The 19,280-nt window shown below is 64.6% G+C and carries 17 protein-coding genes; 10 read left to right on the top strand and 7 right to left on the bottom strand.

What is annotated here, in order from left to right; translation table 11 throughout:
• Nucleotides 1-13: 13 nt before the first annotated feature.
• The 6 genes from queA to AAG793_RS12645 are packed head-to-tail and all read left to right on the top strand — an operon-like array spanning nt 14 to nt 7,051.
• Nucleotides 14-1,081, top strand: a complete 1,068-nt coding sequence (gene queA / locus AAG793_RS12670) for a tRNA preQ1(34) S-adenosylmethionine ribosyltransferase-isomerase QueA (RefSeq protein WP_341908647.1) — start codon at nt 14-16, stop codon at nt 1,079-1,081.
• A gap of 39 nt (nt 1,082-1,120) precedes the next feature.
• Nucleotides 1,121-2,305, top strand: coding sequence for a tRNA guanosine(34) transglycosylase Tgt (gene tgt / locus AAG793_RS12665; protein ID WP_341908646.1), 1,185 nt, complete (start codon nt 1,121-1,123; stop codon nt 2,303-2,305).
• Between the two features lie 3 nt (nt 2,306-2,308).
• The gene (locus AAG793_RS12660) at nt 2,309-3,670 is read left to right on the top strand and encodes a glycosyltransferase family 9 protein (RefSeq protein ID WP_341908645.1); all 1,362 of its coding nucleotides are present in this window, start codon (nt 2,309-2,311) and stop codon (nt 3,668-3,670) included.
• Nucleotides 3,670-4,209 carry a GtrA family protein gene (locus AAG793_RS12655; protein ID WP_341908644.1) on the top strand — a complete coding sequence of 180 codons (540 nt, stop codon included), beginning with the start codon at nt 3,670-3,672 and terminating at the stop codon, nt 4,207-4,209. Before AAG793_RS12660 ends, AAG793_RS12655 begins: the two co-directional genes overlap by 1 nt.
• A 9-nt stretch (nt 4,210-4,218) precedes the next feature.
• The gene (locus AAG793_RS12650) at nt 4,219-6,009 is read left to right on the top strand and encodes a glycosyl transferase (protein WP_341908643.1); all 1,791 of its coding nucleotides are present in this window, start codon (nt 4,219-4,221) and stop codon (nt 6,007-6,009) included.
• 40 nt (nt 6,010-6,049) lie between these two features.
• The gene (locus AAG793_RS12645; protein ID WP_341908642.1) at nt 6,050-7,051 is read left to right on the top strand and encodes an aldo/keto reductase; all 1,002 of its coding nucleotides are present in this window, start codon (nt 6,050-6,052) and stop codon (nt 7,049-7,051) included.
• A gap of 47 nt (nt 7,052-7,098) precedes the next feature.
• On the opposite strand, the gene AAG793_RS12640 is transcribed toward AAG793_RS12645, so the two are convergent.
• From AAG793_RS12640 to AAG793_RS12620, 5 genes are all read right to left on the bottom strand, one after another.
• On the bottom strand, nt 7,099-8,457 hold the full coding sequence (locus tag AAG793_RS12640; RefSeq protein WP_341908641.1) for a hypothetical protein: 1,359 nt from the start codon (nt 8,455-8,457) through the stop codon (nt 7,099-7,101).
• A gap of 204 nt (nt 8,458-8,661) precedes the next feature.
• Complete coding sequence (locus AAG793_RS12635; RefSeq protein WP_341908640.1) at nt 8,662-10,650, bottom strand: MFS transporter; 1,989 nt, start codon at nt 10,648-10,650, stop codon at nt 8,662-8,664.
• A 194-nt stretch (nt 10,651-10,844) separates the two neighbouring features.
• Complete coding sequence (locus AAG793_RS12630) at nt 10,845-11,234, bottom strand: hypothetical protein (RefSeq protein ID WP_341908639.1); 390 nt, start codon at nt 11,232-11,234, stop codon at nt 10,845-10,847.
• A 10-nt stretch (nt 11,235-11,244) separates the two neighbouring features.
• Entirely contained in the window at nt 11,245-12,549 is a 1,305-nt protein-coding gene (locus tag AAG793_RS12625) for an FIST N-terminal domain-containing protein (RefSeq protein WP_341908638.1), read from the bottom strand.
• Nucleotides 12,550-12,618: 69 nt separating this feature from the next.
• Complete coding sequence (locus tag AAG793_RS12620) at nt 12,619-13,518, bottom strand: PhaM family polyhydroxyalkanoate granule multifunctional regulatory protein (RefSeq protein WP_341908637.1); 900 nt, start codon at nt 13,516-13,518, stop codon at nt 12,619-12,621.
• A 161-nt stretch (nt 13,519-13,679) separates the two neighbouring features.
• Here AAG793_RS12620 and AAG793_RS12615 point away from each other — a divergent pair, with 161 nt between their 5' ends.
• Nucleotides 13,680-14,276, top strand: coding sequence for a MarC family protein (locus AAG793_RS12615; RefSeq protein ID WP_341908636.1), 597 nt, complete (start codon nt 13,680-13,682; stop codon nt 14,274-14,276).
• A gap of 51 nt (nt 14,277-14,327) precedes the next feature.
• Here AAG793_RS12615 and AAG793_RS12610 read toward each other — a convergent pair whose 3' ends face one another.
• Nucleotides 14,328-15,311 carry a fumarylacetoacetate hydrolase family protein gene (locus tag AAG793_RS12610; RefSeq protein ID WP_341908635.1) on the bottom strand — a complete coding sequence of 328 codons (984 nt, stop codon included), beginning with the start codon at nt 15,309-15,311 and terminating at the stop codon, nt 14,328-14,330.
• 182 nt (nt 15,312-15,493) lie between these two features.
• Here AAG793_RS12610 and AAG793_RS12605 point away from each other — a divergent pair, with 182 nt between their 5' ends.
• Together AAG793_RS12605 and AAG793_RS12600 are read left to right on the top strand one after the other, a co-directional pair.
• The gene (locus AAG793_RS12605) at nt 15,494-16,621 is read left to right on the top strand and encodes a DUF3108 domain-containing protein (protein WP_341908634.1); all 1,128 of its coding nucleotides are present in this window, start codon (nt 15,494-15,496) and stop codon (nt 16,619-16,621) included.
• Between the two features lie 177 nt (nt 16,622-16,798).
• Nucleotides 16,799-17,080, top strand: a complete 282-nt coding sequence (locus AAG793_RS12600) for a DUF3567 domain-containing protein (protein ID WP_341908633.1) — start codon at nt 16,799-16,801, stop codon at nt 17,078-17,080.
• Nucleotides 17,081-17,109: 29 nt separating this feature from the next.
• Here the strand turns inward: AAG793_RS12600 and AAG793_RS12595 are convergent, their stop codons facing one another.
• Complete coding sequence (locus AAG793_RS12595) at nt 17,110-18,222, bottom strand: AbrB family transcriptional regulator (RefSeq protein ID WP_341908632.1); 1,113 nt, start codon at nt 18,220-18,222, stop codon at nt 17,110-17,112.
• A 135-nt stretch (nt 18,223-18,357) separates the two neighbouring features.
• Here AAG793_RS12595 and AAG793_RS12590 point away from each other — a divergent pair, with 135 nt between their 5' ends.
• A complete protein-coding gene (locus AAG793_RS12590) occupies nt 18,358-19,257 on the top strand; it encodes a ChaN family lipoprotein (RefSeq protein ID WP_341908631.1) in 900 nt (299 codons plus the stop codon).
• Nucleotides 19,258-19,280: the final 23 nt, after the last annotated feature.

Raw genomic sequence — 19,280 nt, 5'->3', positions numbered from 1 at the left:
TAACCCAGTGTTTATGAAGACGTCTTTCACCCTCAGCGATTTTGACTTTGAGCTCCCTGAGGAACTCATCGCCCAGCACCCCGCACCGCAGCGCAGCGCCTCGCGCCTGCTGGACGGCCGTACCGCCGGCGAGGCCCATGACCGCCGCTTTGCCGAACTGCCCGCCCTGCTCAACCCCGGCGACCTGCTGGTGTTCAACGACACCAAGGTAGTGAAGGCACGCCTCTTTGGCAAGAAGGCCAGCGGCGGGCAACTGGAGCTGCTGATAGAGCGGGTGCTGTCGCCGCATGCCGACGAGGGACACGAAGTCGCGGCCCACATGAAGGTCAGCAAGAAGCCGCTGCCGGGCGCGGTACTTCAGATGGACGGCGGCTTCACCGCCACCCTGCTGGGCCGCTGGCCGGCAGAAGACGGGCCGCTCTACCATTTCAAGCTCAGCAGCGACCCGTATGCGCTGATGGCGAAATACGGCCATGTGCCGCTGCCCCCCTACATCACCCACACCGACTCGGCCGATGACGAGCAGCGCTACCAAACGGTGTTTGCCAAGCACCCGGGCGCGGTGGCCGCCCCCACGGCGGCGCTGCATTTTGATGAAACGGTGCTGAGCGACTTGGCCGCACGCGGCATTGCCACCGCCAGCGTCACGCTGCATGTAGGCGCCGGCACCTTCCAGCCGGTGAAGACCGAACGCATCAGCGAACACACCATGCACTTCGAGCGTTTCGAGGTGCCGCAAGCCACCCACGATGCAATCGCCGCCTGCAAGGCCCGGGGGGGCCGCGTGGTCGCCGTAGGCACCACCACCGTGCGGGCATTGGAGTCCAGCGCCAAGTTCGGCCCCGGCTGTAACGACACCAACATCTTCATCACGCCCGGTTTTCAATTCGAAGTGGTCGATGTGCTGCTGACCAATTTCCACCTGCCGAAAAGCACGCTGATGATGCTGGTGAGCGCCTTTTCGGGCTACGAGCACATCATGGCGCTGTACCGGCACGCGATTGCGCAGCGTTACCGCTTTTTCAGCTATGGCGATGCGATGCTGCTGGCACGCCAGCCCACCCCTTTCGCCGGGCGCTGAGCCATCCAGGGCGGAAAACACACCTGCGACAATCACGGGATGCTCGAATTTGAAGTTTTGAAGACCGATGCGCCGGTGGGCGGCGGGATCGGAAGCCACGCCCGGCGCGGTCGCCTGACGCTCAACCACGGCGTGGTGCAGACGCCCATCTTCATGCCGGTGGGTACTTATGGCACGGTCAAGGGCGTGATGCCGCAGTCGCTGCACGACATGGGCGCGCAGATCATCCTGGGCAACACCTTTCACCTGTGGATGCGGCCTGGTCTCGACGTGATGCAGCAATTTGGCGGCCTGCACGGTTTCGAGAACTGGCACAAGCCCATCCTCACCGACAGCGGCGGCTTCCAGGTCTGGTCGCTGGGCGAAATGCGCAAGATTTCGGAAGAGGGCGTGAAGTTCGCTTCACCCGTCAACGGCGACAAGCTGTTCCTGACACCTGAAATCTCGATGCAGATCCAGACCGTGCTGAACAGCGACATCGTGATGCAGTTCGACGAGTGCACACCCTACGACACCAAAGGCCACATCACCACCGAAAGCGAAGCCCGCAGTTCGATGGAGCTGAGCCTGCGCTGGGCCAAACGCTGCATTGACAAGTTCACCAAGCTTGAGAATCCCAACGCACTGTTTGGCATCGTGCAGGGCGGCATGTTCGAGAACCTGCGCCAGGAATCGCTCGACGCGCTGGTGGCGCTCGACCTGCCCGGCTACGCGGTCGGCGGCGTCAGCGTCGGTGAGCCCAAGGAAGAAATGCAGCGCATCATGGCGCACACGCCGCACCGCCTGCCGGCCGACAAGCCGCGCTACCTGATGGGCGTGGGCACGCCGGAAGACCTGGTCGAGGGCGTGGCCTCGGGCGTCGACATGTTCGACTGCGTGATGCCGACCCGCAACGCGCGCAACGGCCACATGTTCACCCGCTTCGGCGACCTGAAAATCCGCAACGCCCGCTACAAGACCGACGATCTGCCGGTGGACCCGACCTGCACCTGCTACACCTGCCGTGGCCGCGCGCAGGCCGACGGCACCACCACCGGTGGCTTCAGCCGCGCCTACATGCACCACCTGGACCGCTGCGGCGAAATGCTGGGCCCCATGCTGGCCAGCATCCACAACCTGCACTACTACCTGAACCTGATGCAGGAAATCCGCGATGCGCTCGACGCCGGCCGCTTCGGGGAATTCGCCGCGCAGTTCCGCGCTGACCGGCAGCGGGGCATCTGAGCCATGAACATCAATCTTCAACGCTGGATTGACCGCTGGGCCGGCATTCCGCTGTGCGCGGCAGTCTCCGGCTTTGACGCCGTAGTGCGCACCCTCAGCCCCAAGGCATCAGCCGACCAGGCGCCGCGCGCCATCGTTGTGATCCTGCTTTCGGAAATGGGCAGCCTGGTGCTGGCGCACGACATGTTTGCGCGCCTCAAGCAACGCTACCCGCAGGCCGAGCTGCACGCCCTGCTGTTCGGCAAGAACCGCGAAATCCTCGACCTGATGCAGGTGATGGATCCGGCCCATGTGCACACGGTGGATGACAAATCGCTTTCCGGCCTGCTCACCAGCCTGTGGCGCGCGATTGGCGAATTGCGGCGCGCCAAGGTCGATGTCGCGATTGACTGCGAACTTTTTTCGCGCATCAGCAGCCTACTGTCTTATGCCAGCGGCGCCTCAGTGCGCGTGGGCTTTCACCGCCACACACAGGAGGGCTTGTACCGCGGCTCGCACATCAACCGGCCGGTGCCCTACAACCCCTATCACCACATCAGCGCGCAGTTCCTCACGCTCGCGCGGGCGATTGATTCCACGGCAGTGCCCAAGTCGAAACTGCCGGCATCCACACCACCGGTCGTCAGCACGGTGAAGCCCCCACCGCATGTGCAGCTGGATACGGCGTTGAAAGACGGCATCCGGCAACGCCTTGCGCAGGACTTCCCCGCGATTGCGGGCAAGCCGCTGGTGCTGGTGTATCCGGGCGGTGGCATCCTGCCGATTCGCGCCTGGCCGCTGGCCTCTTACACCGCGCTGTGCGAAGGCCTGGTGGCCGACGGCTGCGCTGTGGCGGTGATTGGCCTGAAGGACGACCGCGAACTGGCCCAGCAACTGGTCCGCGCAGTCCAGACAGGGGACGGCGTATCACATGCCGTTGGGAGCGCGGGGGCCAGTGGAGCCGCGGAACCGGCTTTGCCGGGCCGCAGGCGGACGGCCCCCTCGGGGGGCAGCGAACCACACGCAGTGGGGAGCGTGGGGGCCATCATTGATCTGACGGGTTACACGCGGTCTATTTCGGAGCTGCTGGCGCTGTTCCATGTGGCGCGCCTGCTGGTGACGAACGATGGCGGCCCTGGCCAGTTTGCGGCCCTTACGCCGATCTGGACGCTGATGCTCTTCGGCCCCGAAACACCCAGCCTCTACGCGCCACTCACGCCGAAGTGCTATTCGTTCTACAGCCAATGGCCCTGCTCGCCCTGCCTCACGGCCTACAACCACCGCGCCTCGTTCTGCGACGGTGACAACCAGTGCCTGAAGGTCATTGCACCCGACACCGTGCTGGCCAAGGCACGTGAGTGCCTTGCGGCGCCGGAAAGCGCCTGATGCCCACTTTGCGCGGCTTTGCCGAAGCGGTGATTCGCCGCCTGCCCGAGCGCCTGCAGCCCATGGTGCGCTGGCGCTTCATCAAGTTCGGCGTGGTCGGCGCCAGTGGCACCGTGGTCAACATCGCGGTGCTTTACCTGATGCAGGAGTTCCTGCTCAAGGGCATTGAAGACTTTCATGTGCGGCTCAACTACTCGATTGCGATTGCCATCACGCTGGCCACCATCAACAACTTCTACTGGAACCGGCGCCTGACCTGGCGCGACCGCCGGCACGAGGTGCACCACTCCACGCTGTACCTGTTCGCTAAATACGTGATGGCGGCCGGCCTGTCGATTGCCGTGCAGTCGCTGCTGACCAAATGGCTGGCGCTGCACATGCATTACATCCTGGCCAACCTGCTGTCCATCGTGCTGGCAAGTGTGTGCAACTTCGTGGCCAATGACCGCCTGACATTTCGCAAGCGGCGCGCCAAAATAGCCCCCAGCCCGGCCGAAACCCCTGTGCCCGCACCCGCAGCCCGGGACGACGCTCCCTGAAACCCGACGATGTCCACTCCGCAAGCCGACTCCATCTCATCCCGCTACCCGGTTCACCTGTTCTGGCTCGCCGCTGCCGTGCTGGTGGCGCTGGGCTATCTGTTTGGCCTTGGTGGCGACCACATTCCGCGCAACGGCGACGAACTGGTCTATGCCCACATCGCCCGCCTGACCGCCGCCACCGACCAGTGGCTGCCACTGGTCAGCTCCTACGACTTCATGCGCAACACCAAGCCGCCGGTGCTGTTCTGGCAGGCCATGGTGGCCGGTGGCTGGGGCGACCAATGGACGCTGCTCAACCTGCGATTGCCCAGTCTTGTTTACTCCTGGGGTATCGCGCTGATGGTCGGCTTGCTGACGTGGAAAACCGTGCGCGAGAGCGATTCGCAATCGACCCGCTCGGCGTTCAACGGCACGGCCGCAGCCGACCACGCCCACCAGGCCGTCATGCTCGGCGCGGTGGCCGCCATTGCCTACCTGTCCTTCTTCAGCAGCTACCGCTATGGCCGGCCTTACCTGACCAGCGCGCCTGAAACCTTCTGGCTGTTCGGCGTGTTCTTTGCCATCGCCTGGTCACCGACGAAGCTGCTGGCCTCGCGCTGGAAGTTCCCGCTGCTGGCGGGCGTGGCCGTCGGCATCGGCTGCCTCTACAAGTCGTTTGCCATGGTGGTGCCGGTGGGCCTGGGCCTGGCGCTGTGCTACCAGACGGTGGGCGCACGCAAGGCGCCATGGCAGGTTTTCCGGCGCGGCGTGGTGGGCGACGGCATCAAGGTGGCGGCCATCTGTGTGCTGGCCCTCGTCGTGTTCGGCCTGTGGTTCGCGGTGGACCCGCAGCCGGGCGAGGTGTGGCGCGAGTTTGTGGTCGGCGAGAACGCTGGCAAGTTCAAATCATCGCCCGGCTACTTCAATGTGGCTTTCAGCGGCAACAGCGGCTTTCTGGTGATCCTCACCGGCTACTTCTCCAACGCGGGCCTGCTGCTGCCGGTGTCGATTGGCTGCTTCTGGGCGGCGTGGCGCAGCTACCGGCAGGGCGCAGCGGTCAGCCCGGCCGAGAAGGTGCTGTGGCTGTGGATGCTGGCGCTTGCGCTGGTGTTCATGCTGCCCAACCAGCGCTCCACCCGCTACCTGATTCCCGCGATGCCTGCGCTCGGCATCCTGATTGCGCTGTACTGGCACCACATCGGTCGCATCTGGTTCGGCATCACGCTGGTGTTCTGCCTGATCGGCACGCTGGCCATGGTGCTGATTGCCTACGGCGCGATCCGCGCCACGCAAGACCCATGGCTGTACTCGCCGCTGTTCTGGATTTTTGTCGCGGGCACGGCCGTGGCCTGCGTGGCAGGCATCTTCCGCAAGGGGCTGACGAAACCCGTGGGCACACTGGCCAGCTTTGCGGTGCTGTTCTCGCTGGCCTGGGTGACCCAGCCTTTCAACGGCAGCATGGGCGAGTTCAAGCCATCGACGCTGCAGTTGCTGAAGGGGCAGGACGTCTCGGTGCCGAGCAACTTCAACGGCCACTTCGAGCGTTACGAGTTCATCATCACCGGCGCCAAAGTGGTGCCCTACTTTGCCGCGCAGCCGGTGGACTACACCGACGTCGACGCACTCTTCAAGAACACCCGCTACGCGCTGGTGCAGCGCCGCGTCGGCCAGAAGCCCTGCGAGGCCTGCCGCATCATTGACGAGCGCTGGGACTTGCGCTCACGACAGGACCAGAAGGAAGGCACGCTGGGCGCGTTCCGCTCGCCAGAGACCTACTGGTTTGCCAAAGAGTATCTGGTCGAGCGCGTAGCGCCCTGACGAGCACATCAGACTCACCATTTCTCCGGAAGGATTCCACATGCAGTACCGCCGATTGGGCAGCAGCAATCTCAAGGTCTCAGCCCTGTGCCTGGGCACCATGATGTTTGGCAAGCAGACGCCGTTCGAAGACGCAGCGCGCATCGTCGAGTCGGCGCGCGAACACGGCATCAACTTTGTCGACACCGCCGATGTGTACAACAAGGGCCAGTCTGAGATTGATCTCGGCCACATCCTGAAAGGCCAGCGCGACCACTGGGTGCTGGCCAGCAAGCTGGGCAACCCGGTGAGCGATGCACTGAACGAAGGCCACTACTCGCGGCGCTGGCTGATGCAGGAGACCGACGCCATCCTGGCGCGGCTGCAGACCGATTACCTCGACATCCTCTACCTGCACCGCGACTACCACGAGACCAATCTCGACGAAGCCGTGCGCGCGGTCGGCGACCTGATTCGCGCCGGCAAGATCCGCAGCTTTGGCCTGTCGAACTTTCGCGGCTGGCGCATTGCCGAAGTCGTGCGCCTGTGCGAGAAAGCCGGCGTGCCACAGCCCGTGGTGTGCCAGCCCTACTACAACCTGCTCAACCGCGAACCCGAGACCGACATCCTGCCGGCCTGCGGCCACTACGGTCTGGGCGTGGTGCCTTACAGCCCGCTGGCGCGCGGCGTGCTCACCGGCAAGTACCCACCGGGCCAGCCGCCAGCTGAAGGCACACGCGCCGGCAGCGGCGACAAGCGCATTCTGGAAACCGAGTTCCGTGAAGAGTCGCTGGTGATTGCGCAGAAGATCAAGGCCCGCTGCGAAGCCAAGGGCTGGGTGCCCGGGCAGTTTGCTGCTGCGTGGGTGCTGGCCAATCCGCTGATCAGCTCGGTCATCGTCGGGCCGCGTACGCTGTCACATCTGGAAGACGTGTACGGCGCGACCGACCTCACGCTGGACGCTGAAGACGAAGCCTTCATCAACGCACTGGTGGTGCCAGGGCATTCATCGAGCGCTGGCTACAACGACCCGGCCTATCCGTTCTTCGGTCGCCCGGTCTGAACAGGGGGCGTTGCCAGGCAACGCCCTGCCGCCCAAGCTCTCCCGCTTTAACCCTGCTTCTGGAACAGCACCAAGCGCGATTCGGTCTTGAGCGGCGCCTTGTTGGACACCATGTCAATTTCATAGCGCGTACCGGGCATCGGGAACCGTGGCGAGAACGTGAAGTTGAAGTTACCCGCACCGTCGGCCTGCACGCGCTCGTTCAGCACTTCCTGCGTCACGCCGAAAAGGCCAGCCAGCGGCGCAATCGCCTGCACCTTCACATCCACCGTGGCGCCGGGCGCCGTACGTCCGCGTACGGTCGTGCTGTTGCCTTCCACGATGGCGTTGTTGGCATGGCTTGTGGCTTCCAGTGGAAGGGTCACCGGCAGCGCGGCAGCCGCACTGGCCACCTCGAAGTTCCAGGCCCTGTTCACACTGTTGCCCACCATGTCTTTGGCCGACACATCAACGGTGTAGCGGCCTGGTGGCAGATCGGCACGGTAACTGAAGAACTGCGCCGTGATGTTGCTCTCGGCGGTCACGTTGCGGCCACCCAGCAGAATGCGGACGCTTCTCGGGTCCACGCCCACACCGCCAGCATCGTCGAACGAGGCAGACACCGAGGTGGTGGTGTTGCCCGCCAGCAATTCACCCTCACGCGGGCTGAGGTTGCGCAGCACCGGCGGCTTCGCATCGCTGGTGAGTGGCTGGCTCAAATTGGACGCCACGGCCTTGTCGCCCATGCGCAGCGTGGCCACGATGGGGCGCGAGGGCGCGATGACATCAAGCCGGCGGATGGTGTAGCTGCCTTCATACACGCCGGGCCTTACTTCGCGCATCGGCACGTTGTCGACCACACCGGGAATGCCGAAGCTGGCCACCGCACCGGGCATGCCGTTGAGCATGAAACGCAGTTCGGCACCGGGTTCGATTTTGTCCACCGGAGCCACGGCGAAGCGGTCAATCTTCAGAACAGCAGGCGCGGGCGCAGCAGCTACTGGCGCGCCCGAAAAGCCTGCAGGAAAACTGTAGACGCCGGCCACATTGCGATTGCGCAGCCGGGCTGTCGCGCGGATCTGGCTGGTGTCGGTGACACGGTCCTGCCGCTTGAGGGTGTACTCGGCGGTGTAAACACCACGCGCGGTTTCCTTCAGCGAAATGTTGCGCTGAATGCCCTGAATGCGCAGATTGACCTGCGCGCGCGGCGTGGCCTCCACGGTGAACTGCAGGTCGGCACCAGCCGTCAGGCCGCCATCCGAAGTAACCTGCAGCGAGCGCAGCTCAGGCCCGGCCTGCTGGGCGCGCACGCTGACGGGCGAGGCCAGCATCACGGCGGCGATGGGCAGCAGCACAAACGCCGGGGAGGCGATCCAGGCGGTGGACAAGGACAGGGCCGCCACGCGCTGACGAAGAAATGATTTCATGATGGAGACCTTTGACTTGTAAGTGAAGTCTCCAAATGTGCGCCCGCCCCCCGACCCCGTCTGTAGGCGGACAGGGCGAAGCAGGGTAAGGCTTCAGGGGCCGGGCCCCGTTGGACGAACAGGCGAGGCTCAGGGCGCAGACGCGGCAGGTGATCTGTGCTTGGTCATGCCGTCACCGTTGCCTTCGTCCGTGCGGTCATGTGGTCACGTAACCAGCAGGATCGCCACCCGTTCCCGCAAGACCTCTGGCTGAACGTCAGCCGCCTGCATGGGCGCGCCCACATTCAGCCCCACCCGGCTGAAAAGGCCGCGCCGGAACGGGCGCACCATGGCGTTGCCCTTTTCGACGCGGCTGAAGTAGCTGCCCCACAGGTTGGTGAGGGCCATCGGGATCACCGGAGCGTTCACGCCGTCAGCTTTGACGCGCTCCAGAATTTTCAGGATGCCGGCCTTGAAGGGCTGCAGTTCGCCGTCTTTGGTGATGCCGCCCTCCGGGAAGATGGCGAGCAAATCGCCCTCACGCAGCACTTGCGCGGCACGCTCAAAGGCGGCCTCGTAAACGGCGGGGTCTTCCTTCTGCGGCGCTACCGGAATCGCCTTGGCCAGCTTGAACAGCCAGCCCAGCACCGGCAGTTTGAAGATGCGGTGGTCCATCACAAAGTAAATCGGGCGCGGGCTGGCCGCCATCAGCAGCACGGCATCAACAAAGCTCACGTGGTTGCAGGCCAGCACCGCTGCGCCCTGCGTGGGAATGTACTCGTCGCCACGCACCTTGAAGCGGTACACGCAACGCGACGCCATCAGCGCGACGAAACGGATCAGGTATTCAGGCACCAGCATGAAGATGTAGAAGGCCACCACCGCATTGGCCAAACCGACGAACAGGAAGATCTGCGGAATGCTGAAATCAGCCTTGAGCAGCGCACCGGCCAGCATGGCGCTGACAATCATGAACAGCGCATTGAGGATGTTGTTGGCGGCGATGATGCGGGCACGATGCGTGGTCTGGCTGCGCAGCTGGATCAGCGCATACATGGGTACGCTGTAAAGCCCCGCAAACAGGCTGAGCAGCGCCAGGTCGGCCATCACGCGCCAGTGGACGGGCTGGGCGAGGAAGGCGGCGGCATTCATCACCTCTGCGGGCGGCAGGCCGCGCGATGAGAAATACAAGTCGACTGCAAACACGCTCATGCCGATGGCGCCCAGCGGCACCAGGCCGATTTCGACATGGCGGCGGCTGAGCACTTCGCACAGGAGCGAGCCGGTGGCGATGCCGATGGAAAACACCACCAGCAGCAGCGAGGCGACCTGCTCGTTGCCGTGCAGCACTTCCTTGGCGAAGCTGGGGAACTGGCTGAGAAACACCGCACCAAAAAACCACATCCAGCTGATGCCCAGCATGGAGCGGAACACCACGATGTTGTCGTGCGCGAGCTTGAGGTTGCGCACCGTCTCGGTGAACGGGTTCCAATTGATCTTCAGCCCCGGATCGGTGGCCGGGGCCAGCGGGATGAATTGTGCCGCCACACGCCCTGTCAGCGCCACCAGCACGCAGGCCAGCGCCACATAGTGCGGCCCGACACCCGGAATGGCCACGATCAGGCCGCCCACCACATTGCCCATCAGGATGGCGACAAAGGTGCCCATCTCGACCATGCCGTTGCCACCGGTCAGCTCGCGCTCGTTCAGCGCCTGCGGCAGGTAGGCAAACTTGACCGGGCCAAACAGCGTGGAGTGCAAGCCCATCAGGAAGGTGCAGGCCAGCAGGATGACCGCCTGCAGGTTGACATCAGACGCCAGGAAGCCGAAGGCTGCGACCCCCATGATGGCGATTTCGAGGTTCTTCACGAAGCGGATCACCCGGGTCTTTTCAAACTTGTCGGTGAGCTGGCCACTGGTGGCCGAGAACAGCAGAAAGGGCAGGATGAACAGCGCGCCAATCGCCAGCCCGGCCAGCGCTGGCGGCAACCAGCTCACGCTGAGCTGGTAGGTCACCATCACGGTGAAGGCGAACTTGAACAGGTTGTCGTTGGCGGCGCCGGAGAACTGCGTCCAGAAGAAAGGCGCAAAGCGGCGCTGCTTCAACAGGGCGAACTGGTTGGGGTGCTCTGAATGGGGAGGCGGTGCCGCTGACGCAGAGGCCGAAGTCGTAGCCCCCGCGGTGGCAGCCGATGGGGCTGAATCAACGCTCATGAAGGAATCCTCTCCGTGGTGCTGGATGGCAAGCGCTCTGACGGCGCTCTGGCGGCGGCCTCTGGGTGGTCTTTGCCCGGTGTGCGGATTCTGCCGGATTTACGTGTCATCCCCTGGACAAGCGCAGTAAGGAGTTCTGAGCCTTGGCCGCGCCTCAGTGTTGAAGCGCGAAGGCCCTAGCACCCCACCAGCGATCAGCGTGTCAGCGTGGTGCAGAGCGCAGCCTGCGCCTTGACACATCCGCCGGTGCACACCGCGTCGCCATACTGGCCCCGCGCGGCCGCACCGCCCGGCTCTTTGGAGCAGAAGGGATCACCGCGCACATCAAGCACGCAGCGGCCCGGGCCGCATTGCAAGCCACCATACCGGTCGGTAACGATGCCGCCGTCAACCGGCGAGCACTTCACCTGACGGCTGCTGCTGTCGAGCAGGCACAGCGTTTTGGCGGGTGGGCAGACGGTGTTGTTGTAGCGGTCGACCACGCATTCGCTGGACTGGGCCTGGCTGACTGCAGGCGCCACCGACAGCACCACCACGATAACCAACAGCAACACACTGCAGGCGATGGACTTCAAAGCCTTCATACTAGAGCCTTCACGTGCCGGCCTCTTCCAGTGAAGTGAATACCGTCAGCACGCCGGTGTAACCATACAAATGGTGGCGTGCAATTTCGCCGCCCGCAAAAAAACCAACCAGCGGCACATCACCCAGAGCGCGTCGCACGATCTGCAACTCGGCACTGGGCGCGCCGAAATGCGGGCCGCCACGGCCGGAGCAGCTGACGTAAATCGCGCCAGCAATGCGCCGCGCTGCGTGGGGGCGAGACTCTGCCTCGGGCGCGTTCAGCGCACCAGCCACTTCCAGCGTGACCTCCTCCGGTTCCAGCTCCTCACGGATCTCGGCACAGACCCGAATCAGGTCGGCGCGGGCGGCTTCGCGGTGGCGCTCGCAAAACGCCAGCGTCATGCCGACGGCAGGCACATCGGCAATCGCGATGCCCTTGCGTGATGGGTCCAGCCCGATCAGGTGGCGCACGAACACATCGGCGCCGAACTGACCGGCGCGCTTATGCGAGGCATCGTTGAGCCCCTCACCGGGCCGGCTCAGGCCCACCAGCGTGGTGCGCACTTTGGCCAGCGCTTCACGCGGCTGATCAAGTGAGACCTTCAGGTCAGCGAGCAGCACCTCCAGCGCAGGCTGGCCATCCAGCTCGGTGACCACGTTGGCGTCGCAGGCGGTGATGACATGGTCTGCCGAGACGGGTCGGCAGCCCTGGGTGACGCGCGACATCAGCCCGGTCTTGCCCGAAGCATCGCGCGCAAACGCCACGCCGCTCAGGCCACCGCTGAACACGCCGCCCGCCGCACCCTGCCCCTTCACATTGCCATGGCCGCTGAGCGCAAACTGCACCGTGCGCGAACGGCTGGAGGCCAGGCCACCGAACACATAGCCGCTGTCGGTGCGCTGGGCCATCTCGTCGATCAGTTCGGCCACATCGGGTGTGCTGGCATCGGCATGCACCAGCGCGGTATGCGCCTTGAAGCGGCCCGGGCCTGCGGCGGGCAGTGGCGACACGCCGGAGAAAACGCGGTACTGGTCATGCGGCAGCTCGCACAGCATCACCGCCATCGCGGGCTCGTCGAAGTACTCGACGTTGTTCGACGCAATGCCGACGCCAACCGTGCCGCTCCAGTCGGTGATGTCGGGCAGCTCGGCGCTCAGGTGGTCGAGGATTTCCTGCGCATCGCCCGCGTAATGGTCGGTGATGTAAAGCAGCGCCAGCGTAGGCGACTGGGCGTAATCGGGCAGTGCCAGATAGGCCCGCAGCTGGGCCAGCACCAGGCCGGCCGCCATCTGCCATTGCGGATGCGTGGCGTGGCCGTAGGGGAAGAGTTTCATGCCCCCATGTTAATGATTTCAGCCTGCTTGCGCAGCCGAAATCAGTGCGGTGGGGCGCCGGCCGTGCGGTTATTTTCGGGTCGTCGTGCGCGCGCGCTTGGCGGGCGCTTTGCGAGCAGGGGCTTTGGCAGCCACCTTGTTTTTGGCGGAAGCAATCGCCTTGCCCGGGGTGGGCCAGGCCTGGCTGGTGCGCAGCGCTGTGTTCATCGCGGCGCGGGCGCCACCCGCCATGGTTTTGCCCGCCGTCTCAGCCATGTTTTTCGCCATACCGGTGGCCATGCCCGTCGCGCTTTTCATCGCGTCCTTGGCCAGCCCCGTGGCCAGGGTCTTGGTGGTGTCCATGGCCGTTTTTTTGGCGGCGTCTTTCATGGCGTCGGCGGCAATGGTCTGGAACTGCTGCGTCAGCGCGCCCCACCACTGCATCGGGTCGACCACGCCACCAGCGGCTGGGGCTGCTGTGCTGGCCTTGGGTTGTGCCTTTGGTTTGGCCCGCGGCGCACGCGGCTTGGCCGCTGGCGCGGCGCTTTCGGCCTCAGCCCGGGCCGCGTCAAAAGCCGATGGGGGAATCTCCAGCCCGGAGAAGGTGCGCGCTTTGTCGGCGACTTTCTGCACCCCACCGGCCACACTGTCGGCCACCTTGAGCTTGAAGGCATTGGCCACATCGCCCATGTTGAAGTTCATGCCCTTGAGCGTGGCCAGCGTCATCTTCTGAACCTCCAGCGCCTGGATGGTGGCCTTCAGCGCAGTGGCGTTCTGGTCAAGCCAGAACTGCACGGCCTTCAGTTCGTCAATGCGCTTTTCGAGGTCTTCCACGTTCAGCGTGGGCGCTACCCAGTTGCCGAGGTTGGGCAGCTGCGGAATGCTCTGGCTGGCATTGCCCGCCGCCTGTTTGGCCAGGTTCTGCAGGAAGTCAAAGCCGGGAACCAGCTTGCCAAAACCTGCAAATGAAGAATTGTCAGCGTCGCTCATGGGTGTCTCCTGGCGTGGGCCTTGTTTTGTGCGGTTGCCCATTCATTGTGCAGTGCCCCACCGGCACGTCAACCGCTTTTTTCGCCGGGGCCGCTGGTTCTGCCGTTCTGACACCCCTGATAAGCTCGATGCCTGACTGAACCAGACGCACCCGTTCCGCCATGACCTACACCTTCGCTTCGGCGACCATTTTGCTGCTGCTGATCACCGACCCGTTCGGCAACATCCCTATTTTTGCCAATGCGCTCAAGAATGTGGCGCCGGCACGCCGCACCCGCGTCATCCTGCGAGAAATCCTGATCGCCTTTGCCGTGCTACTGGCCTTCATGTTTGTGGGTGATCGTTTTTTGCGCATCATGAATCTCAGCGATCTGTCGCTGCAGATTGCGGGTGGCGTGGTGCTTTTTCTGATTGCCTTGCGGATGATTTTCCCGCCCGCGACAGGCGAGGTTCAGGAAATGACTGGCGAACCGCTGATCGTGCCGCTGGCCATTCCAGCCATTGCAGGACCATCGGCAATGGCGACGGTGATGCTGCTGGTCAGCCAACAGCCCGAGCGACGTCTTGAATGGATGGCCGCTCTCACTGTGACCATGCTGGTCGGCGCGGTGGTCTTGCTGCTGGCTGAGCGTATTCAGCGGGTACTCGGCAGCCGTGTTGTGGTCGCCATCGAGCGGCTGATGGGCCTGATCCTGGTGGCGGTGGCGGTCGAGATGCTGCTTCGCGGCATCAAGGTGTTCATCGGGCAGATCGGTTAGGTGATCACTTAGGTGATCGATTGGGTGGCCTGAAACCTGCCGCCCCCACACTCAGCGCGCCGCGACCACCTTCTGCTCAATCGCGCCAAACAGTGACTGGCCGTCCTTGCCCTTGACCTCAATGCGGATGGTGTCACCGAACTTCATGAAGGCGGTCTTGGGCGCGCCGTTCTCGATGGTTTCAATCGCGCGTTTTTCGGCAATGCAGCTGTAGCCGTGGCTCCAGTCCTTGTTGCTCACCGTGCCTGAGCCGATGACGCTGCCAGCGCGCACATTGCGCGTCTTGCACAGGTGGGCAATCAGCTGGCCGAAAGAGAACGTCATCTCGGGGCCGGCCTCGCACATGCCGACCTTGCGGCCGTTCCAGGTGCTTTGCAGCGTGAGGTGAAGGCGCCCGCCCGTCCACGCGTCGCCCGCTTCGTCAGGCGTCACGGCGACCGGGCTGAAGGCGGTGGCCGGCTTGCTCTGCACAAAGCCAAAGCCCTTGGCCAGCTCGTCCGGAATCAGGTTGCGCAGCGATACGTCATTGGCCAGCATCAGCAGGCGAATGCCGTCCAGCGCCTGCTCGGGGCTTGCGCCCATGGGCACGTCGCTGGTGATCACGGCCACTTCGGATTCGAAATCAATGCCCCAGGCTTCGTCGGCGGCGACGATGTCGTCGCAAGGCCCCATGAAATCGTCGCTGCCGCCCTGGTACATCAGCGGGTCGGTGTAAAAGCTCTCGGGCACCTCGGCATTGCGCGCCTTGCGCACCAGCTCCACATGGTTGATGAAGGCCGAGCCATCGGCCCACTGGTAGGCGCGCGGCAGCGGCGCCATGCACTGCGCCGGCTCGAACGGAAAGGCGTGCCGGGCCTTGCCCTGGTTCAGCGTTTCGTACAGGTCCTGCAGCTGCGGCGACAGGAAGTTCCAGTCGTCCAGCACCTGCTGCAGTCTGGTGGCGATGCCGGTCGCGTAGTGGGCGGTGGACAGGTCGCGCGACACCACCACCAGCTGGCCGTCACGCGAAGAGTCTTTGTAGGTTGCGAGTTTCATGGGGGTCCTGAGGAGTGGGCTTGGCGCTTAGTGCCCATTGTGCCGCGCCCTGTAAAGCCTCAATCAGAGCGTCCATCAAGGGCGGCGGGTTACGATGATTGCTGGACGCCACCAGGGCGCTACCCGGTCGCCATTCCCGAAAATTTTCCTCAAATTCTAGTCACGCCTGTTCACACCTTCTCATGAGTGCCACGCTGTCCCTGCCCACACCGCATCACGGCGCTGCCATGTCCGGCCCGCCCTGGCGGACATTGGCCTGGCTGGGCAGTGCGGTACTGCTGGCGCACGTGATGGTGCTGCAGACCGACCCCTCGGTGATTGGCCTGTCGGCAGAGCCACCCGCCCCGCGTGCCACGCCCCTCATCACTCGCCAAATCACGCGCCAGATCACGCCGCCGCCGGTCCAGGTGGCCGCGCCCACCGTCGCTCCACCAGTGGCCAAACCCGCCGTGCGTAAAAAGCCACCGGCCAGGGCTTCTGAAGCGCCCCCGCTCGCCGCCGAGACGCTGGCGCCCAGCGTTGCAGAAGTGGCACCCCCGACAGTGCCTGAAGGCGCAGAAACGGCGGCGCAGTCCGCTGCAACGCCCATTCCGCAGACACCCGAGCCTCCAGCCAGTACAGCCAGTGCGCCTGCGGCGCCCACCGGGCCGGTGCACACGCCTGTCACCGCGATGAGCCTGCCGCCCAGTACGCAACTGGCTTACACCATGACGGGCAATGCCAAGGGCTTGACGTACCACGCCAACGCCACGCTGGTGTGGAACACCTCAGGCACCCAGTACGACGCCCGCATGACAGTGAGCGCGCTATTTCTGGGCTCGCGCAGCATGGCCAGCACCGGACAGGTGGGGGCCGAAGGTCTGGCGCCGACGCGCTTTTCGGACAAGTCGCGCTCTGAAGTCGCGGCGCACTTTGAGCCTGACAAGGGGCAGATCACCTTCAGTGCCAACACGCCGAGCGCGCCGTGGACCCAAGGCGCACAGGATCGCGTGAGCGTGTTCATGCAGCTGGGCGGCATGCTGGCTGGAAACCCAGCCGCCTTCCCCCAGGGCAGCACGATTTCGGTTTACACCGTGGGGCCGCGCGATGCAGACACCTGGACTTTCGCCGTCGAGGCGCCTGAAACCCTGCAGTTGCCGTTCGGCGAGCTGTCCACACTCAAGCTCAGCCGCCAGCCACGGCGCGAGTTCGACCAGAAGGTGGAGATCTGGTATGCCCCATCGCTCGGCTATCTGCCGGTGCGCAACCGGATCACCCAGGCCAATGGCGATTTCATCGACCAGCAGCTGAAAAGCGTGACGGCGCCCTGAATTGCGCCCAAAGACCCTCGAACCCTTGAGGAAATGCTGCGCTTCGCCCGGCGGCGTGACATTCGCCTCGTTTTGACCGGACCAGTCCCTTTACATTCTGCTTACGCTCCACCCAGTCCTCTTGAAAGCGGGCACCCACGTTGCTATCTGATGGACAGTCATTCAACGGACAACACCATGCACATGCTTTACGACTCGGACTCCTTTGTGGTTGTACAAATCCACGCCAACGCGACCGAAGAGTCCGCGCCGGGTCCGGCTGCGCCGCAGCTGGCGCTTTACGGCTTCGAGATTGTCGACAAGCGCTCTGGCAAAGAGGTCTACCTCGACGGCTCCTGGGCCGAGATGTTCCAGCAGCGCCTCAGCGCGTGGGCGCAGAACACGCCCACCCAGCAGGAGATCGAGGACACGCTGGAGGGCTACACCGGGCTGGCCAACACCCCCGTTTCCTTGCATTAAGAGCCCAACGATATGGCTCCCACGGCCGCTCACCTGGCGAGGTCGGCCGTATTCCCATACAACCACCGGTAAGCCGGCTCCACCAGCAGCAACACAGCCGCAAGCCGCGTGACGTGGAACGCGGTCACTACCGGCACGCCCAGCTGCAGCACCTTGGCGGTGATCGCCATCTCGGCGATGCCGCCAGGTGAGGTGCCCAGCAGCAGCGTGGCCCAGTGCAGATCGGCGAAACGCCCGACGGCCCACGCGAAACCGGCGCACAACACGATCATGGCCACCGTGGCAACCGCGACCGACGCCAGCCAGCGCGGCGCCATGTGGGCGAAGCCCGGCGTGAAGCGCACGCCCAGGCTGATGCCGATCACCAGCTGGGCCGCATCGCTCAGCCACTGCGGAATCGCCGAGAGCGTGACGCCCGACGCAGTGAGCGCCAGCGCCACCACCAGTGCGCCGATAAACCACGGGTTGGTGCGTTTCAGAGCCACCATCAGCGCGCCACCCAGACCAGTCAGCAATGCCAGCAGCGCCAGCCCCTGCCACTCCACCACGCGGGCGCCGGGCAGCGTGGCGTCCAGCCCGCTGAGCCCGGCCCACTGAAAACCGAAGGGAATGATCAGCGTCACCAGCAGCACGCGCAGGCTGTGCGCCGACGCCACCAGATCGGGCTGCGCGCCGTGGCGCTCACCCATCAGCGTCATTTCCGAGGCGGCGCCAATCGGCGAAGCAAAGTAAGTGGTCACCCGCGACAAACCCTTGACGTGCATGGGCCCGGGGCCATGGTGCACACGGTACAGCCACGCACCGAACAGCAGCCCCAACAGCAACGCCCAGACGATATTCAGCACCACAGCCCACCACAGACCGGCGACCAGCGCGACCACCTGGGGCGTGAAATAAAGGCCCAGGGCGCAGCCAATCGTCCACTGCCCGATGTTGCGCAATGGCGTCCAGCTGGCCGTCGGGCCGCCCCACATCGACACCACAGCCGTGGCCAGCAGCGGGCCAATCATCCATGGCAAGGGCGTGCGCAGCGCCACGCACAGCAGCGCGGCAGCCCAGGCCAGCAGCAGGGTGAACACGACCCGCGCAGCAGCCTGTGCGAACCAGCGGGGAGACCATCGTGAAAGAAGAGGTGAACGCACGGGGCGGTATTGCTAAACAGCAGCTGGGTAGCGGCCGTGTGACGGCCGGACCAGCCAGATCAATCGAACAGATGGCGTTTGCTCCGTGAAACCGGGAACAGGACGCGGACACCTCCAAAGCTTTAGTATCCACCCATGCACCCGCCATTGCACTCAACCCCGGCGGGCCGCCGTGCGGCCCGGGTTCCCATCGCAGCTGTCTGTGCGCTAGCTATCGCGTTATCGGTCGTGGGGTGCGCAGGCCGGCCCGAAGCACCCATCATCGAGCCACCGCTGGGCAGCACGGCCGGCCAGACCGCCGAACGGCTGAACGCAGTGTTGCCGGCCGACGTGATCTTGCTGGGCGAGCAGCACGATGTGCCGGCTCACCACGAGATCAAGCAGCAGGTGGTGGCCTTGCTGGCAGCGCGCGGGGTACTGGCCGCAGTGGCACTGGAAATGGCGGACTCCGGTGTGAGCACAGCCAGCCTCAAGCCCAGTGCCACCGAGCAGCAGGTTCGCAACGCGCTGAAGTGGTCTGACAAAGCCTGGCCCTGGGCCGACTACGGCCCTGCCATCATGACCGCCGTGCGCGCCGAGGTACCAGTGGTGGGTGCCAACCTGCCGCGCGAGCAGATGCGCAACAGCATGTCGGATGCCCAGCTCGATGCCAAGCTGCCCGGCCCGGCCCTGAAGGCCCAGCAGCAGGGCATCCGCATCGGCCACTGCAACCTGCTGCCCGAAAGCCAGATCGCGCCGATGACGCGCATCCAGATCTCCAGAGACATCACCATGGCGCACACGGTGCACCAGGCTGCGGTTGCAGGCAAGACCGTTCTGCTGCTCGCCGGCAACGGCCATGTGGACCGGCAACTCGGCGTGCCGCAGCACTTGCCCATTGACCTGAAGGTCAAGGCGATTCACCTGCGCGCAGGGGACGCCCGCCCGGAAGAAAAGGCCGACGCGTTCGACGCGGTGTGGCAAACACCCGCGGTGCCGCCGGTGGATTACTGCGAGCAGTTCAAGAAGCAGATGGCGCCACGGCCAGCGTCCTGAAGCTGGCGCTGGCTGCGTTCAGC

Origin of the sequence: Polaromonas sp. YR568 (assembly GCF_943372955.1) — a bacterium.
Lineage (GTDB): Bacteria > Pseudomonadota > Gammaproteobacteria > Burkholderiales > Burkholderiaceae_C > Polaromonas.
The sequence above is the reverse complement of the archived record's forward strand: the minus strand, read 5'-3'. Positions and strand labels throughout refer to the sequence as shown.

Bases quoted from the DNA above. Each gene is read 5' to 3' on its own strand.
- queA (WP_341908647.1), top strand. From the start codon at position 14: ATGAAGACGTCTTTCACCCTCAGCGATTTTGACTTTGAGCTCCCTGAG.
- tgt (WP_341908646.1), top strand. From the start codon at position 1,121: ATGCTCGAATTTGAAGTTTTGAAGACCGATGCGCCGGTGGGCGGCGGG.
- AAG793_RS12660 (WP_341908645.1), top strand. From the start codon at position 2,309: ATGAACATCAATCTTCAACGCTGGATTGACCGCTGGGCCGGCATTCCG.
- AAG793_RS12655 (WP_341908644.1), top strand. From the start codon at position 3,670: ATGCCCACTTTGCGCGGCTTTGCCGAAGCGGTGATTCGCCGCCTGCCC.
- AAG793_RS12650 (WP_341908643.1), top strand. From the start codon at position 4,219: ATGTCCACTCCGCAAGCCGACTCCATCTCATCCCGCTACCCGGTTCAC.
- AAG793_RS12645 (WP_341908642.1), top strand. From the start codon at position 6,050: ATGCAGTACCGCCGATTGGGCAGCAGCAATCTCAAGGTCTCAGCCCTG.
- AAG793_RS12640 (WP_341908641.1), bottom strand. From the start codon at position 8,457: ATGAAATCATTTCTTCGTCAGCGCGTGGCGGCCCTGTCCTTGTCCACC.
- AAG793_RS12635 (WP_341908640.1), bottom strand. From the start codon at position 10,650: ATGAGCGTTGATTCAGCCCCATCGGCTGCCACCGCGGGGGCTACGACT.
- AAG793_RS12630 (WP_341908639.1), bottom strand. From the start codon at position 11,234: ATGAAGGCTTTGAAGTCCATCGCCTGCAGTGTGTTGCTGTTGGTTATC.
- AAG793_RS12625 (WP_341908638.1), bottom strand. From the start codon at position 12,549: ATGAAACTCTTCCCCTACGGCCACGCCACGCATCCGCAATGGCAGATG.
- AAG793_RS12620 (WP_341908637.1), bottom strand. From the start codon at position 13,518: ATGAGCGACGCTGACAATTCTTCATTTGCAGGTTTTGGCAAGCTGGTT.
- AAG793_RS12615 (WP_341908636.1), top strand. From the start codon at position 13,680: ATGACCTACACCTTCGCTTCGGCGACCATTTTGCTGCTGCTGATCACC.
- AAG793_RS12610 (WP_341908635.1), bottom strand. From the start codon at position 15,311: ATGAAACTCGCAACCTACAAAGACTCTTCGCGTGACGGCCAGCTGGTG.
- AAG793_RS12605 (WP_341908634.1), top strand. From the start codon at position 15,494: ATGAGTGCCACGCTGTCCCTGCCCACACCGCATCACGGCGCTGCCATG.
- AAG793_RS12600 (WP_341908633.1), top strand. From the start codon at position 16,799: ATGCACATGCTTTACGACTCGGACTCCTTTGTGGTTGTACAAATCCAC.
- AAG793_RS12590 (WP_341908631.1), top strand. From the start codon at position 18,358: ATGCACCCGCCATTGCACTCAACCCCGGCGGGCCGCCGTGCGGCCCGG.